The organism is Variovorax sp. PAMC26660, from assembly GCF_014302995.1.
In the GTDB taxonomy this organism is placed as follows: domain Bacteria; phylum Pseudomonadota; class Gammaproteobacteria; order Burkholderiales; family Burkholderiaceae_C; genus Variovorax.
Genome location: NZ_CP060295.1, coordinates 6,295,968 through 6,309,715, shown reverse-complemented (window position 1 = coordinate 6,309,715; position 13,748 = coordinate 6,295,968). Strand labels below are relative to the sequence as shown.

General features: G+C 65.7%; 15 protein-coding genes. 9 read left to right on the top strand and 6 right to left on the bottom strand.

Annotated elements, in window-relative coordinates; all coding sequences use genetic code 11:
- Nucleotides 1-409: 409 nt before the first annotated feature.
- Nucleotides 410-1,546, bottom strand: a complete 1,137-nt coding sequence (locus H7F35_RS29685) for an iron-containing alcohol dehydrogenase (RefSeq protein WP_187110083.1) — start codon at nt 1,544-1,546, stop codon at nt 410-412.
- A 143-nt stretch (nt 1,547-1,689) separates the two neighbouring features.
- Between H7F35_RS29685 and H7F35_RS29680 the strand changes: the two genes are divergently transcribed.
- Both H7F35_RS29680 and H7F35_RS29675 read left to right on the top strand, forming a co-directional pair.
- Entirely contained in the window at nt 1,690-2,655 is a 966-nt protein-coding gene (locus H7F35_RS29680) for an alpha/beta hydrolase (protein WP_187110082.1), read from the top strand.
- The gene (locus tag H7F35_RS29675; protein WP_187110081.1) at nt 2,652-3,527 is read left to right on the top strand and encodes a YbgC/FadM family acyl-CoA thioesterase; all 876 of its coding nucleotides are present in this window, start codon (nt 2,652-2,654) and stop codon (nt 3,525-3,527) included. Before H7F35_RS29680 ends, H7F35_RS29675 begins: the two co-directional genes overlap by 4 nt.
- 18 nt (nt 3,528-3,545) lie before the next feature.
- Here the strand turns inward: H7F35_RS29675 and H7F35_RS29670 are convergent, their stop codons facing one another.
- Both H7F35_RS29670 and H7F35_RS29665 read right to left on the bottom strand, forming a co-directional pair.
- A complete protein-coding gene (locus H7F35_RS29670) occupies nt 3,546-4,445 on the bottom strand; it encodes a hypothetical protein (protein WP_187110080.1) in 900 nt (299 codons plus the stop codon).
- Nucleotides 4,446-4,875: 430 nt separating this feature from the next.
- The gene (locus H7F35_RS29665; RefSeq protein ID WP_187110079.1) at nt 4,876-5,802 is read right to left on the bottom strand and encodes a YgfZ/GcvT domain-containing protein; all 927 of its coding nucleotides are present in this window, start codon (nt 5,800-5,802) and stop codon (nt 4,876-4,878) included.
- A 134-nt stretch (nt 5,803-5,936) separates the two neighbouring features.
- On the opposite strand from H7F35_RS29665, the gene mltG reads away from it, so the two are divergent.
- The 7 genes from mltG (at nt 5,937) to H7F35_RS29630 (ending at nt 11,214) form a co-directional block, all read left to right on the top strand.
- The gene (gene mltG, locus H7F35_RS29660; protein WP_187110078.1) at nt 5,937-6,959 is read left to right on the top strand and encodes an endolytic transglycosylase MltG; all 1,023 of its coding nucleotides are present in this window, start codon (nt 5,937-5,939) and stop codon (nt 6,957-6,959) included.
- Nucleotides 6,956-7,627 carry a dTMP kinase gene (gene tmk, locus H7F35_RS29655; RefSeq protein ID WP_187110077.1) on the top strand — a complete coding sequence of 224 codons (672 nt, stop codon included), beginning with the start codon at nt 6,956-6,958 and terminating at the stop codon, nt 7,625-7,627. The genes mltG and tmk overlap by 4 nt, the downstream gene beginning before the upstream one ends.
- On the top strand, nt 7,624-8,643 hold the full coding sequence (locus H7F35_RS29650; protein WP_187110076.1) for a DNA polymerase III subunit delta': 1,020 nt from the start codon (nt 7,624-7,626) through the stop codon (nt 8,641-8,643). The genes tmk and H7F35_RS29650 overlap by 4 nt, the downstream gene beginning before the upstream one ends.
- On the top strand, nt 8,640-9,026 hold the full coding sequence (locus H7F35_RS29645) for a PilZ domain-containing protein (protein ID WP_187110075.1): 387 nt from the start codon (nt 8,640-8,642) through the stop codon (nt 9,024-9,026). Before H7F35_RS29650 ends, H7F35_RS29645 begins: the two co-directional genes overlap by 4 nt.
- Before the next feature lie 84 nt (nt 9,027-9,110).
- The gene (locus H7F35_RS29640; protein ID WP_187110074.1) at nt 9,111-9,917 is read left to right on the top strand and encodes a TatD family hydrolase; all 807 of its coding nucleotides are present in this window, start codon (nt 9,111-9,113) and stop codon (nt 9,915-9,917) included.
- A complete protein-coding gene (locus H7F35_RS29635) occupies nt 9,914-10,594 on the top strand; it encodes an ankyrin repeat domain-containing protein (RefSeq protein WP_187110073.1) in 681 nt (226 codons plus the stop codon). The genes H7F35_RS29640 and H7F35_RS29635 overlap by 4 nt, the downstream gene beginning before the upstream one ends.
- Before the next feature lie 134 nt (nt 10,595-10,728).
- Nucleotides 10,729-11,214 carry a DUF2726 domain-containing protein gene (locus tag H7F35_RS29630; protein ID WP_187110072.1) on the top strand — a complete coding sequence of 162 codons (486 nt, stop codon included), beginning with the start codon at nt 10,729-10,731 and terminating at the stop codon, nt 11,212-11,214.
- A 36-nt stretch (nt 11,215-11,250) separates the two neighbouring features.
- On the opposite strand, the gene H7F35_RS29625 is transcribed toward H7F35_RS29630, so the two are convergent.
- From H7F35_RS29625 to H7F35_RS29615, 3 genes are read right to left on the bottom strand one after another with little or no spacing between them, the layout of a single operon-like run.
- A complete protein-coding gene (locus H7F35_RS29625; RefSeq protein ID WP_187110071.1) occupies nt 11,251-11,694 on the bottom strand; it encodes a universal stress protein in 444 nt (147 codons plus the stop codon).
- Nucleotides 11,637-12,074 carry a hypothetical protein gene (locus tag H7F35_RS29620; RefSeq protein ID WP_187110070.1) on the bottom strand — a complete coding sequence of 146 codons (438 nt, stop codon included), beginning with the start codon at nt 12,072-12,074 and terminating at the stop codon, nt 11,637-11,639. Before H7F35_RS29620 ends, H7F35_RS29625 begins: the two co-directional genes overlap by 58 nt.
- A 12-nt stretch (nt 12,075-12,086) precedes the next feature.
- Nucleotides 12,087-13,679 carry an oleate hydratase gene (locus H7F35_RS29615; RefSeq protein WP_187110069.1) on the bottom strand — a complete coding sequence of 531 codons (1,593 nt, stop codon included), beginning with the start codon at nt 13,677-13,679 and terminating at the stop codon, nt 12,087-12,089.
- Nucleotides 13,680-13,748: the final 69 nt, after the last annotated feature.

Sequence of the window (13,748 nt, the reverse complement as noted above, 5' to 3'; positions counted from 1 at the left end):
ATTTAAAAAATCAAAATGAGTGTTTTTGAATCAGTTTCTCGAAAAAATACTATGCAAGTATTAAAAATTAATTTTTGAGAGGAGTGCGCTGCTTTTTGGTGCGGCGCCGAATGATGTGTAATAAATCCACACTACACGCGGCAGAAATGCATTCTTTTCTATATTCAGCCTTTAATTGATGAATTAATTATTTGACAGGCGGAATTTATTTTTTACCGCCTGACCGGAGGCTGACTTGAATTGATTTAAAAGAAATACAGACGCTGCGCGCGACTGCGCGGCGTCGACCGACGGGAGAAAGGGAAATCGTGGGGATTTGTGTCGGGCGATCCGCGCGGGAGCCCGATCGAGACCGAGAAGTCTCAGCTTGCGGACGCCGTTGCAGCGCCCGCCTGGCTTCGTTCAGCGCCTACATCGACGCTTCGAGCATCGCCCTGTAGTCGTCGCGCGAAGCCAGCCGCGGATTGGTCTTGTGGCAGTGGTCGGCCATGGCGCCGTCGATGATCTTCTCGAACAGCTCGGGCGTGACGCCGACTTCGGCCAGGCCCTTGGGCAGGCCCAGGCGCGCATTCATGTCGCGGATCGCGTCGCCAAGATCACCGGCCGAATCGAGGTGCATGGCCTGCGCCATGCGCTGCAGGCGCCGCTCTTTCTGCACCGACTCAGCCCCTGCGTTGAAGTGAATCACTGCAGGCAGGAAGAGGGCGTTGAGCGTGCCGTGGTGCAGGCGCGGATCGACGCCGCCTAGGCTGTGGCTCAGCGAATGCACGCAGCCCAGGCCCTTCTGGAAAGCCATGGCGCCCTGCATCGACGCGCTCATGAGGTTCAGGCGCGCCTCGCGGTCGCTGCCGTCCTTGGTCGCGCGTTCGATGTGGCCCCACGCGCGCTCGAGGCCGTCGAGGCCGATGCCGTCGGCGGGCGGGTTGAAGGCGGCCGACATGAAGGTCTCCATGCAGTGCGCGATGGCGTCCATGCCGGTGGCGGCCGTGAGCCTGGGTGGCAGGCCGAGCGTGAGTTCGGGGTCGCAGATGGCGGCCTTGGGCATCAGGAACCAGCTGTGAAAACCAAGCTTGCGGTGGTCGTCGACGATGACGATGGCGCCGCGCGCCACCTCGCTGCCGGTGCCGCTGGTGGTGGGCACCGCGATCAGCGGCACCGCGCGTTCGGTGATCTTTGGCGAACCGCCTTCGATGGTGGCGTAGGTCTTGAGCGGACCTTCGTGTGTGGCCGCGATGGCCACGCCCTTGGCGCAGTCGATGGCAGAGCCGCCGCCCACGGCGATCAGGCCGTCGCAGCGGCCGCTGCGGTACAGCTCGACGGCCGCGCGCACGGCAGCTTCGGTGGGGTTGGAGGGCGTCTGGTCGAACACCGAGACTTCGAGATCGGCGATGGCATCGAGCGCCTTTTGCAGCACGCCGGCCGCGCGCACGCCTGCGTCGGTCACGATCAGCGGGCGGTTGATGCCGATGCGCGCGCATTCGCTCGACAGGAGCTTGATGGCGCCGAATTCGAACTGGATCTGGGTGAGGTATTGGATGAGGGCCATGAGGTGGGAGTGCCTGGGGCAGTACGATTGCTGACCACCCAAATCTAACAAGCAGGGGCAGTCTTGCACATGAACAAAACCCTTGCCGCTGTCGCGCCCGGCACACCGCGGGCTGCAACGACGCAGATGCTCTTTCAGTTCTCATGACGACGAATCCTCCAACGACACCGGCACAGCCGCCGCTCACCGCGAAGATGGCCAGCGTGATCGAGCGCATGGCGCGCGCCGGCCATCCCACGCTCGACCAGCTCACGCCCGACGAGGCCAAGGCCTCGTACGAGAAAGGCGCGGGTGTGCTCGAGGTGCCCAAGCCCGAGCTGGCGCGCATCGAAGACTTCAGCATCGCGGCGCGCGATGGCTTTGCGATACCTGCGCGGCTCTACGCGCCGTCGTTGGACGTGCTGCCGGTGCTCATCTACTTTCATGGCGGCGGCTTCACGGTCGGCAACATCCGCACGCACGACACGCTGTGCCGCGTGCTGAGCCAGAAGAGCGGTTGCGCGGTGGTGTCGGTCGATTACCGGCTCGCACCCGCGCACAAGTTTCCGACCGCGTCGAACGACGCATGGGATGCCTTCCAGTTCATCGCGAAAGAAGGCGCAAGCCTCGGTCTCGATGCGAGCCGTCTGGCGGTGGGCGGCGACAGCGCCGGAGGCACGCTGGCCGCGGTGTGCGCCATCCTGGCGCGAGACGCAGGCCTGCCGCTGGCGCTGCAGATGCTGATCTACCCCGGCACCACCGCGCACCAGGACACGGCCTCGCACCTTCGCCACGCCAACGGCCCGCTGCTGACGAAGGCCATGATCGATTTCTTCTTCGCCCAGTACGTGCGCACCCCGGCCGACCGCGACGACTGGCGATTCGCGCCGCTGCTGGCCGACGATGTCGATGGCGTGGCGCCCGCCTGGATCGGCCTGGCCGAGTGCGATGCGGTGGAGGACGAAGGCATTGCCTACGCCGACAAGCTGCGCGCTGCGGGCGTGCGGGTCGACCTCGAAATCTACCGTGGCGTGATTCACGAATTCATCAAGATGGGCCGCGCGATCCCCGAAGCGCTGCAGGCGCAGAACGACGCGGCCCTGGCCCTCAAGGAAGCACTGAACCCATGACCGACACCACACCTCAACGCAAGGATTTCCGTTTCTTCCATCGCCTGCGCGTGCGCTGGGCTGAAGTCGACATGCAGAAGATCGTCTTCAACGCGCACTACCTGATGTACTTCGACACGGCCATTTCCGACTACTGGCGCGCGATGGCGCTTCCGTACGAAGAGGCGATGCACTCGCTGGGCGGCGATTTGTATGTGCGCAAGGCGACCATCGACTTTCGCGGGTCGGCGCGCATGGACGATGTGATCGACGTGGGCATGCGGTGCGCGCGCATCGGCAATTCGTCGATGACCTTCGAGGGTGGGCTGTTCCGCCAAGACCAGTTCCTGGTCGGCTGCGAGCTGGTCTATGTGTTTGCCGATCCGGCCACGCAGACTTCCAGGCCCGTGCCGGCCGCCCTGCGCGATGCACTCACGGGCTTCGAGGCCGGCGAGCCGATGCGCACCGTCGAGACGGGCGACTGGGACAGGTTGGGCGAAGGCGCGAGCGCCTTGCGGCGCGCCGTCTTCATCGAGGAGCAGAACATTCCCGAACAGATGGAGTGGGACGCGCACGATGCGGTCGTGCTGCATGCGGTGGCCCGCAACCGGCTCGGGCAGGTCATCGCCACGGGGCGGCTGCTGGCCGCCGAAGAAGGCGTCTCGCACATCGGCCGCATGGCGGTGCATCGCAACCTGCGCAGCGGCGGGCATGGCGCCGCCGTGATGAAGGTGCTGGAAGAAGCTGCCCAGGCGCGCGGCGACCGCGAGGTGGCGCTGAATGCGCAGCGCAGCGCCGAGCACTTCTATGCGCGGCTGGGTTATGCGCCGCACGGCGACGGCTTCGACGAAGCCGGCATCCCGCACGTCGAGATGCGCCGCACGTTGCGCTGAGCCTGCGTCTTCTTTTCTTCAATAGCGACGGGGTGGGTCCGGCACGTAGCCGGGGTCCGAGCCGGGGAAGGGCGACGGGCCGGAAGGGCGTGTCCAGCGCGGCGGGGGCGCGGGCGGAATCACACCGGCCACGATGAGGTTCTCGCGGCTGTCGTAGCGGATGCGAACCACGTCGTCGGGCGTCGACTGAGCGCGCTCGAAGGTGGTCTTGCCGACATACGAGTTCTCGCGGCGGCCGTGGGCCGTGCCCAGGCTTGGGCTGGGCGCCTGCTGGCGCGCCATGCTGCCTGCGGGCGCTTCGGCCGCGACCGCGCTGTCGGCGGACCTGGACTTGGCGCGCGCATCGCCCATCGATGAAGACTCGCGTTGCTCGCGGTCGTTGCCGTATTCGTCGCGGCGCGAGTAAGGCGCGATCTGCGGCGGTGGCGGCTCGGACCTGCGCTCGCGAAACATCGCGACGCCGATCACGCCAACGTCGTCCGGGCGGCCCGTGCGGCTGGCGTAGGAGTTGCCGGCCGAGGCGAACTGGAAGGCTGCAATCTGCGAGTCGCTCTTGCGCCAGCCCGTGATGTCGCTGCGCTCGAGCCCGCTGAAGACATAGCCGTTCTGCCCGATGCCCGCGGTTTCGCCGGTGACGATGTTCACGCCGTCCACCGACATCACGGCCATGACGCGTTCGCCGACTGCGTTGAAAGCCCGGATCGCGTAGCGCGCACCGGGGCGGCCGGCCACCCAGTACTCACCGCGATAAAGGTAGATCGGCAACTCGGCGCCGCTGCTGCGGTCGACCACGCTGATCTTCATCAGCATGCCGATGCTGCTGGCGGGTGTCTGCGGCATGTAGGGCCGGGCCGGGCTGTCCGCAGCCGCCGACAACGCAGTGAGTGCCAGGACGGTGGAAAAGAGTCTGCGCTTCATGGGTTCTTCCTTGCCAGGAGTTGATCGATGCAGGCTTCTACGGAGCAGCAACGTGGGCAGGGTTAAACGAAGCGAAAAAAAAGTGCCATCTTGTTGAATGGCGCCGGGGTTCCGTTTGCAGGGCGTTGTTCTTGGCGCTGTCGTTCAGGGCGACGCTCCCGCCGACACGGTGCTCTTTTTCGCGAATGTCCCCCGCTTCGCTCCTCCTTTATTTCGCGAAAAAGAGCCCCGTATCGACGTGAGCGTTGGACAGGGCGGTTGTTGATCGGCGGTACACCAGCAGCGTGCCCAGTGCGAATGACGCCAGGTGGTCCCCGCAGCGAAATAAAGGAGGAGCGAAGCGGGGGACATTCGCGGAGGGGAGTACCTGGTGTCATTCGCACGCACCCCGAACGCCCCCACCCGGCGACGTGCCGGCGTGGTGAAAACCTCAGATGTCTTCGAGCAGAGGGTAGGGCAGCGGCTCGACCGTGAGCGATGCCCCATCCGCCGCACCGGCACGCAGGCCACCGGTTTCGAGCGCCGAAATCTGCATGGAGATCAGCGCGGCCCAGCCGCCATCGGGGGCGGGCGCTGCTTGCGCGACGGTGCCCACGGGCTGCTCGGCATCATTTCCGGCAAAGACTTCCTGGCCGGCGGACAGGGGCGCATCGGCCTGGACAAGATAGGTGCGGCGCTTGAGCGTGCCGCGAAACTGGCTGCGCGCCACGATTTCCTGGCCGGGGTAGCAGCCCTTCTTGAAGTTGACGCCACCCACCGACTCGTAATTGATCATCTGGGGCACGAAGGCCTCGATGACCGGCGTGGTCAGCGTGACGATGCCGCTGCGCACCTCGCTCCATTGCCACACGGCCAGATCGAGCGCCGGGCCGACAGGCGCCGCATGGCCGGCCGGAGCGATCCAGAGCGCGCGCGGCACACCGTCTGCCGGGTACAGCGATACAGCGCTGATGTCCTCGCCGATGGCAGTGCGCTTGCCCGGTGGCGTGGAGGCTTCGAGGCCGTTGGCCGTCAGTGCGGTGCCCGCCAGGCCATGCAATGCGACCTGTTCGGTGGCGTCGGTCAGCTTGACCTTGGCGCGCAGCACATACATCGACAGGCGCTTGAGCGTCGCGGCCAGGATGTCGCGGCTGCACACCAGCAGGATCAGTTCGGGCTGCGGCCGGATGCCGATGAAGCTCGCGATGACGCGGCCCTTGGCGGTGCACAGCGCGGCCAGCCGCGCCTCGGTGGCGCCGAGCAGGGAGAAGTCCTGTGTGAGCTGGCCGTGCAGGAAACTGGCGGCGTCGGGGCCTTCGGCGCGGATCACGCCGAGGTGCGAGAGGGCGGTCACCCCATTGAGAACGACTGTGGTCATCGCTGAATTATCATGGCCGGGCCTGTTCCTTCGGGGCGGCAGGGGCTCCCTCCTTGTTGCCCGCAGGGCCGCTGTTTTTTCTGTCCCCGGGCGCTCTTTCTTTTCTCCCGTTTCCTCAACTTCCCATCGGACTCGTGCGCAGCTTTTTCCTCACGCTTTTCCTGCTCGCCGCCCTTGTCGCGCTCGCGCTTGGCGGTGGTGGCCTCTGGTGGGTTCACCAGCCCCTGAAGCTGTCGGCGCCCAGCGTCGACCTGTCGGTCGAGCCAGGTACCACGCCGCGCGGCATTGCGCAGGCGGTGGCCGATGCCGGTGTCGACGTGCAGCCGCAACTGCTCTACCTGTGGTTCCGCGTGTCGGGGCAAGACCGCCAGATGCGCGCGGGCAGCTACGAACTGGAACGCGGCGTCACGCCCAAGATGCTGCTCAACATCCTGGTGCGCGGCGAAGAAGCCACGCGCAGCCTGGTGCTGGTCGAGGGCTGGAACATCCGCCAGGTGCGCGCCGCGCTGGCCAAGGCCGACCAGCTCAAGCCCGACAGCGTGGGCCTCACCGATGAGGCGCTGATGGCCAAGCTCGGCAAACCGGGCGTGCACCCCGAAGGCCGCTTCTTCCCCGATACCTACACCTACTCCAAGGGCTCGACCGATATCGTCCTGCTGCAGCGTGCGATGCGGGCCATGGACAAGAAGCTCGAAGCCGCCTGGGCAGCCCGGGCCGCCGATTTACCGATCAAGACGGCCGAAGAGGCGCTTATTCTGGCCAGCATTGTCGAAAAGGAGACAGGCAAGGCCAACGACCGCGCGGAAATCGCTGCCGTGTTCGCCAACCGCCTGCGCATCGGCATGCCGTTGCAGACCGATCCGACGGTGATCTATGGCATGGGAACGGCCTTCGACGGCAACCTGCGCAAGAAAGACCTGCAGACCGACACCCCCTGGAACACCTACACGCGCGGCGGGCTGCCACCCACGCCGATCTCCATGCCCGGCAAGGCCGCGCTGCTGGCGGCGGTGCAGCCGGCGCAGAGCAAGTCGCTGTACTTCGTGTCGCGCGGTGACGGCACGAGCCAGTTCAGCAGCTCGCTCGACGACCACAATCGCGCGGTCAATCGCTACCAGCGCGGTGGCGGCGACCCCAAACCCAAGGCAAACCAATGAGTGACCACGGTCTGTTTCTGACGCTGGAAGGCATCGATGGCGCGGGCAAGTCGAGCCACCTCGATGCACTCGAGGCGCTGTTCAGGGCGCAGGGCCGCGACGTTGTGCGCACGCGCGAACCGGGCGGCACGCCGCTGGCTGAAACGCTGCGCGGTCTGATCCTCGAACAGCCAATGGACCCGCTGACCGAATCGCTGCTGGTGTTCGCGGCGCGGCGCGACCACATCGTGCAGGTCATCGAACCGGCACTCGCGCGTGGCGACGTGGTGCTGTGCGACCGCTTCACCGATGCCACCTTTGCCTACCAGGGCGCAGGGCGCGGCTTCAACGAAGCCGTGCTGTCGACGCTGGAGCAATGGGCCCAGGCGGGCAGGGCGTCGCTGCCCGCATCGGAATTGCTGCAGCCGCAGATCACGCTGTGGTTCGACCTTGCCCCCGAAATCGCGGCGCAGCGGCTGGCCGGCGCACGCGTGCCCGACAAGTTCGAGGCGCAGCCGGTCGAGTTCTTCCGTCGCGTGGCACAGGGCTATGCCGCCCGCGCGGCCGCCGACGCACAGCGCTTTGTGCGCATCGACGCCAGCCAGGCGCGTGACCAGGTCTGGCAGCAGGTCGAAACCGCGCTGGTGGCGCGCGGCATGCTGGCGCCGTTGGGTGGAGCGGCCCGATGAGCATTCCGGCACTTTCTCCCTGGCTGCACCAGCCGCTGGCGGAGCTCCTGCGCCAGCGCGGCCATGCCTGGCTGTTGCAAGGGCCTTCGGGCATTGGCCAATATGAACTCGCGCTGGCACTCGCCGCCGCCTGGCTGTGCGAGCAGCCAACGGAAGAGGGCGGCACCGCTTGCGGCCATTGCCCGAGCTGCCACGCCATCGAGGTCCGCACCCACGCCGACCTTTGCGTGCTGATGCCCGAAGTCGCAATGGGCGAACTCGGCTGGCCGCTCGATGAGAAGGCCCAGGCCGACATCGACGACAAGAAACGCAAGGCCAGCCGCGAGATCCGGGTCGAGGCGATGCGCGATGCGGTCGGCTTTGCCCAGCGCACCAGCGCACGCGGCCGAGGCAAGGTGGTGCTGGTGTATCCGGCCGAGCGCATGAACAACATCACTGCCAACGCACTGCTCAAGACGCTCGAAGAGCCGGTCGGTGACGTGCGCTTCGTGCTGGCCAGCGAGGCCGCGTGGCAACTGCTGCCGACCATTCGCAGCCGCTGCCTGGGCTTCACGCTGCCGTGGCCCGAGACCGCCGAGGCCGAAGCCTGGCTCGTGGCGCAGGACGTGCCTGCGGCGGACGCAACCGCATTGCTGCGCGCCGCCGGCGGCCGCCCCAGCGATGCGCTGCGGCTGGCGCGCTCCGGCCAATCGCCCAAGGCCTGGTCCTTGCTGCCGAAGGCCATGACGCGCGGCGACGTAGGTGCCCTGGCCGATCACGCGCCGGCTCAGGCCGTTGGCGCGTTGCAAAAGCTCTGCCACGACCTGATGGCCGTCGGCAACGGTGCCGACCCCCGATTTTTCGATGCCGCCGATCTGCCTGCCGCGCCGTCGCGGCTTGCGCTGGCGCGCTGGTCGAAGTCGCTCGCGAATGCCGCGAGGACCGCGGAACACCCGTTCAATGCGGGCCTCATGCTCGAAGCGCTTGTGAGCGAAGCGCGAAGCACCCTAAACTCAGCCGCTCGTCGCCCGTCATGAACCAACCTGCCGCCCCCGCTGCTGCACCTGCAGCCATCACACCCGCCCGGCCGAGCGTCATCCAGCTCGCCATCAAGGAGAAGGGCGCGCTGTACGCGGCTTACATCCCGCTGTTTGCCGAGGGCGGCATCTTCATCCCGACCTCGCGCGAGTACCGCCTGGGCGACGACGTGTACGTGCTGCTGACGCTGCCTGAAGACCCGCAGCGCTACCCGGTGGCCGGCAAGGTCGCCTGGATCACGCCGGCACGTGCCGCAGGCAACCGGGCGCCCGGCGTGGGCATCCGTTTTCCATCCGACGAAAAGTCGCGCCAGCTCAAGGCGCGCATCGAGACTGCGCTGGGTGGCTCCATGGCCTCCGACCGCCCGACCCAGACCATTTGAGTTCCCTGCCGTCCTCGTGACGCGGAACTCCGTACACGGCGCGGCCTCCCACTGGCGTGCGCGCCGCGCACCACACCATTTCCGATGTTCACAGACTCTCATTGCCACCTGACCTTTCCCGAGTTCGCGGACCAGATGCCGCAGATTCGCGCCGCCATGGCCGCCGCGCAGGTCGCCCGGGCGCTTTGCATCTGCACCAAGCTCGAAGAATTCGATGACGTGCAGGCGCTGGCTGCCAGCTACGACAACTTCTGGGCCAGCGTGGGCGTGCACCCCGACAACGAAGACATCGCCGAGCCCAGCGTCGAAGACCTGGTGCGGCTGTCGGCCCGGCCCCGCGTGGTCGCCATCGGCGAAACCGGCCTCGACTACTACCAGATGGAAGAGCGCAAGGGTGGTCGCAGCGTCGCCGACATGGAGTGGCAGCGCGACCGCTTCCGCGTTCACATCCGCGCAGCGCAGCAGACCCGCAAGCCGCTCGTGATTCACACGCGCGAGGCGTCGGCCGACACGCTGGCGATCCTCAAGGAGGAGGGCGAGGAGGGCGCAGGCAAGGCAGCAGGCGGCGTGTTCCATTGCTTCACCGAAACCGCCGAGGTCGCACGTGCGGCGCTCGACCTGGGTTTCTACATCTCGTTTTCCGGCATCCTGACCTTCAAGAAGGCTCAGGACCTGCGCGACGTGGCCGCTTTCGTGCCACTCGACCGCATGCTGATCGAAACGGACAGCCCCTACCTGGCACCTGTGCCGTACCGGGGCAAGACCAACAACCCGTCGTACGTGCCCTTCGTGGCGCGACAGATTGCCGAGTTGCGAAAAGTCCCCGTAGAGGACATCGCGAAGGCAACGAGCGACAACTTCGAAACTTTGTTCAGGGACGTCAAATCATGAAGAACTACTTCAAGAAGTCGATTTATCTTGTTGTCATGGCTGCATCTTTTGCAGCGCATGCGGGTTCTTTCGAGGACTTCTTCCGTGCCGTGCGCGGCGACAACGGCAGCGGTGTCCGCAGCCTGCTCAAGCGCGGCTTCGATCCGAATACGCGTGACGAACACGGCCAGACCGGCTTGCTCATCGCGCTGCGCGAGCCGTCGCCCAAGGCCATCCAGGCGTTGCTGGAATCGCCGCAGACCGATGTGGACCTGGCCAATGCCAAGGACGAAACCCCGCTGATGCTGGCCGCCATCAAAGGCCAGCAGGATCTGGTTGCCCAACTGCTCAAGCGCGATGCCGCGGTCAACAAGACGGGCTGGACGCCGCTGCATTACGCGGCCACCAGCGGCCAGTTGGCCATCATGAAGGTGCTGCTCGAAAACTACGCCTTCATTGACGCGCAATCGCCCAACGGCACCACGCCGCTGATGATGGCCGCGATGTACGGTTCGGGCGATGCCGTGAAGCTGCTGCTGGACGAAGGTGCGGACACCACGATGAAGAACCAGCTCGGCATGACCGCCGTCGACTTCGCGAACAAGGCGAACCGCTCGGATGCCGCGGCAATGATCACTGCAGCGGCCGCTGCAAGAGCCAATGCGCCCAAGGCCGTGCCCAAGGACGGCAAGTGGTGAGTCGGGTTGATTCGCTCGCCGCGAATTTGCCTGCGCGTTGAGCGCTGAATTCATCGCGCCAACAGGCATGGCGCGATGCAAAAAGAGGGCGCCTTCGCACTCGTGCGAGACTCTGCGCAGAAGAAGGAGCAGAGATGAATACGTTTCTATTCATGGTCTTTTTGCTGGTTGCCGGACTGCTTGTGTTCGCAGTGGTCGCCAGGAAAAGATCCGCACAAAACAGCAGCGGTGGCTTTGTCGACAGGCCCAAGGCGCGATCGCCGCTCACGACACGCGAGCAAGCCATGTACAACCGGCTCGTGCAAACGCTGCCTGATCTGGTGGTGCTGCCGCAGGTCAGCTTCGGCGCGTTGCTCACGGCCCGCACACGTGCAGCACGCAGCACGTTCAGCCGCAAGATCGCCGACTTCGTCGTGTGCGATCGGGCATTCAAGGTCGTGGCTGTGATCGAGCTTGGCGACAAGAAGAACCGGACAGGCACGTCGCAGCGGGATGCTGAACGCGATGCGATGCTGACGGAAGCTGGCTACCGCGTGCTGCGATATCAACGGGTTCCCGACATTGGCCGTGTCGAGGCCGATTTCGATCCTTCGTTGGCGTCAGTGAGCCCTCTGGGGTGACGGCGTACAAAAAGCCGGCGGCATCCTCCCGGTTGCTCACCGAATAACGAGCACAGGCAACGCCGAATTCGCCAGCACATGCTGCGTCTCGCTGCCCAGCAGCAGGCGCTTGATGCCCTTGCGGCCGTGCGATGCCATCACGATCAGGTCGCTCTTGTATTTCTTCGCCGCGGCAATGATCGATTCCGCCACCAGATCGGAGTTGGCCGTCGCCGTTCGGACTCGCACGCCACTTTGCTTGGCACGCGCGCTCACGGTGTCGAGCATCGCCTGGGCCTTGTCGGCCCATTGCTTCTCGATGCGACCGATGTCTTCGGCTGAAAACGTCACGGCGCCCTCGAAATAGCTCTTGGGATAGCGCGGAATCACATGAAGCGCCACGAGGTCGGCGTCGGTCTGGGCTGCAAGGGCGATCGCGTTCGTCACGGCCTTCTTCGAGAGCGTGGAACCGTCGGTGGCAACGAGGATGCGTTTGAACATGAAGGGTCTCCGGTGATGTGTGCAACGAGCCTGGGCAGGCCCCGGTCACGTTTGGTGCCGCTGAACCAGGCCACCAGGTGCCTGAGGTCCAGCACCATGCCCGCAGCCTTCGATCGGGAGGTCCGCGCAGGCCGGGGCATGGCGGGCAATGGCGCCTGTTCTTCTGCCGCCTTCGTACTCAGGGCGTTGCGACCACAGGGCGTGATCTCGAGCACGATGGCCGGGGGCTGGCGCAGGCAGTGATCGAAGTCCGCATGGACTGGCGGAATCAGCACCTTGATGTGGCCGGCTGCGTCGAGCACGCGCAACCTGTCGATCACCGCGGAATCGCCCTCGGTGCAGGGAAGCCGCGCGGTGGCGAGTTTTTTCAGGAGGTTCATGCACATGGCGTGTCAGCTCAGCAATGTGCGCAGGCTGGCCAGCGCGACCTTGGGGTCGGCAATCCCGTGGTAGATGGGCGGCACTTCGGTGTCCAGGCCCATGAGTCCGTAGACACCGTGCATCGCGCCGCGCACCGAGTACTCGACCGTGAAGACCACGTCTTCGGGGATCTCCACGTACTGTCCCAGCAGGGCGAAGTTCTTCGCGCCGGCCGGTATGACGGGCGGGCGGTCCGACGCGCTTCTGCATTCGAACTCGCTGGTGATGTAGGGCATCATCACCGGCACCACGGTCGTGGTTCGCCGCACTTCGTCGAGGATGTCCTCGAAGCCCAGGTGGTGCATGAGCTCCGTCAATATGTCCTGGCCGCTGGCCTGGGACATCGTCTTCTCGATGCAGTTGCCCTGGGTGTCGAGCAGCAGGCCGTAGCCCCACAACGTGAAGACGCCATCGGGCTGGTCCTCGAAATGCGGCGCATGCGGCACCACGATCGACATCAGCCAGCTTGAATCCTTGAAGGTCATGAGCCCGCCGGTGCCGGGCGCATTGCCCGAGAAGGCCTGGATGCGCTGGATCAGCAGCGGGCTGCGCATGGTGAGCGTGAACGACTCCCACTTGCTCTCGTCGACGTTGCCGCAGAAGGCCTCTGGCCGGCCGAAGCAGGGGGCCTTGCGCGCCATGTTGCGCCACAGGGTCCAGGCGCCGTCGCGCTGGTCGCGCACCAGTTCCGGTGCCTGGTGGTCGTTGCCGTTGCGCGAGTCGGCCGTCATGGAGCCGATGGTGATGAAGGCGCATTCCTGCGCGCCCAAGCGATAGCTGAGCGATCGACCCTCCTGCACGCAATGCAGGGTGTCGAGCCGCAGGCCGTCCGCGCCGGAGGTGAAGTCCACATCGACCACGCGCATGCCGTAGTCGAAGCGCACGCCGCGCTCCAGCAGCCACTTCACCATCGGACGCACGATAGTGTCGTACTGGTTGAACTCGGTGCGCCGCACGCCGCCCAGCGTGTGGATGCGCGGCAACTCCTGCAGAAAGCGCAGCATGTAGCGCTTGAGCTCGACCGCGCTGTGCCAGTTCTGGAACGCGAAGGTGGTGCGCCACATGGCCCAGAAATGCGTGTCCAGGAAGTGCGTGGAGAAGCATTCCTCGATGCGCTGGGTGCCCAGGGCGCGCTCGGGTGTGGCCAGCAGGCGCATCAGTTCGAGCCGGTCCTGGAAATTGAAGCCCAGGTCGCTGGCGTCGAGCACCCGGTGGTTCCGGTCGATCAGCCGGGCGTGCGCGTCGGAATGCCACAGCGCGTTGAAGGCGCGGATCTCGTCGCGCACCGTGCGGTTCGGCGTGCCGGGCGAGGGAATGCTCTCCAGCACATTCCACAGGCAGGTGTAGGTCTCGTCGGTGAACATGCGGCCGCCGCGCGTCACGTAGCCCTGAAGTGCGTTGCCGCCGCCGTCGAGCGCACCGCCCGGCAGCGGGGACTCTTCGATGATACGGATGCTGTCGCCGGGCATGCCGGCGTCGCGGATCAGCAGCACGGCTGCAGACAGTGCGCCGATGCCGCTGCCCACGATGCAGGCTTGTTGGAAGGGGGGCGTGGTGTGGTTCATGGGGTGATCGGGCGATTGAGCGGTCGGAGCCGGAAGAAGATGCCCAAGACTAGGCATGCATGTCCGCTG

Coding starts and splice junctions, on each gene's coding strand:
- H7F35_RS29685 (WP_187110083.1), bottom strand. CDS start 1,546: ATGGCCCTCATCCAATACCTCACCCAGATCCAGTTCGAATTCGGCGCC.
- H7F35_RS29680 (WP_187110082.1), top strand. CDS start 1,690: ATGACGACGAATCCTCCAACGACACCGGCACAGCCGCCGCTCACCGCG.
- H7F35_RS29675 (WP_187110081.1), top strand. CDS start 2,652: ATGACCGACACCACACCTCAACGCAAGGATTTCCGTTTCTTCCATCGC.
- H7F35_RS29670 (WP_187110080.1), bottom strand. CDS start 4,445: ATGAAGCGCAGACTCTTTTCCACCGTCCTGGCACTCACTGCGTTGTCG.
- H7F35_RS29665 (WP_187110079.1), bottom strand. CDS start 5,802: ATGACCACAGTCGTTCTCAATGGGGTGACCGCCCTCTCGCACCTCGGC.
- tmk (WP_187110077.1), top strand. CDS start 6,956: ATGAGTGACCACGGTCTGTTTCTGACGCTGGAAGGCATCGATGGCGCG.
- H7F35_RS29650 (WP_187110076.1), top strand. CDS start 7,624: ATGAGCATTCCGGCACTTTCTCCCTGGCTGCACCAGCCGCTGGCGGAG.
- H7F35_RS29645 (WP_187110075.1), top strand. CDS start 8,640: ATGAACCAACCTGCCGCCCCCGCTGCTGCACCTGCAGCCATCACACCC.
- H7F35_RS29640 (WP_187110074.1), top strand. CDS start 9,111: ATGTTCACAGACTCTCATTGCCACCTGACCTTTCCCGAGTTCGCGGAC.
- H7F35_RS29635 (WP_187110073.1), top strand. CDS start 9,914: ATGAAGAACTACTTCAAGAAGTCGATTTATCTTGTTGTCATGGCTGCA.
- H7F35_RS29630 (WP_187110072.1), top strand. CDS start 10,729: ATGAATACGTTTCTATTCATGGTCTTTTTGCTGGTTGCCGGACTGCTT.
- H7F35_RS29625 (WP_187110071.1), bottom strand. CDS start 11,694: ATGTTCAAACGCATCCTCGTTGCCACCGACGGTTCCACGCTCTCGAAG.
- H7F35_RS29620 (WP_187110070.1), bottom strand. CDS start 12,074: ATGAACCTCCTGAAAAAACTCGCCACCGCGCGGCTTCCCTGCACCGAG.
- H7F35_RS29615 (WP_187110069.1), bottom strand. CDS start 13,679: ATGAACCACACCACGCCCCCCTTCCAACAAGCCTGCATCGTGGGCAGC.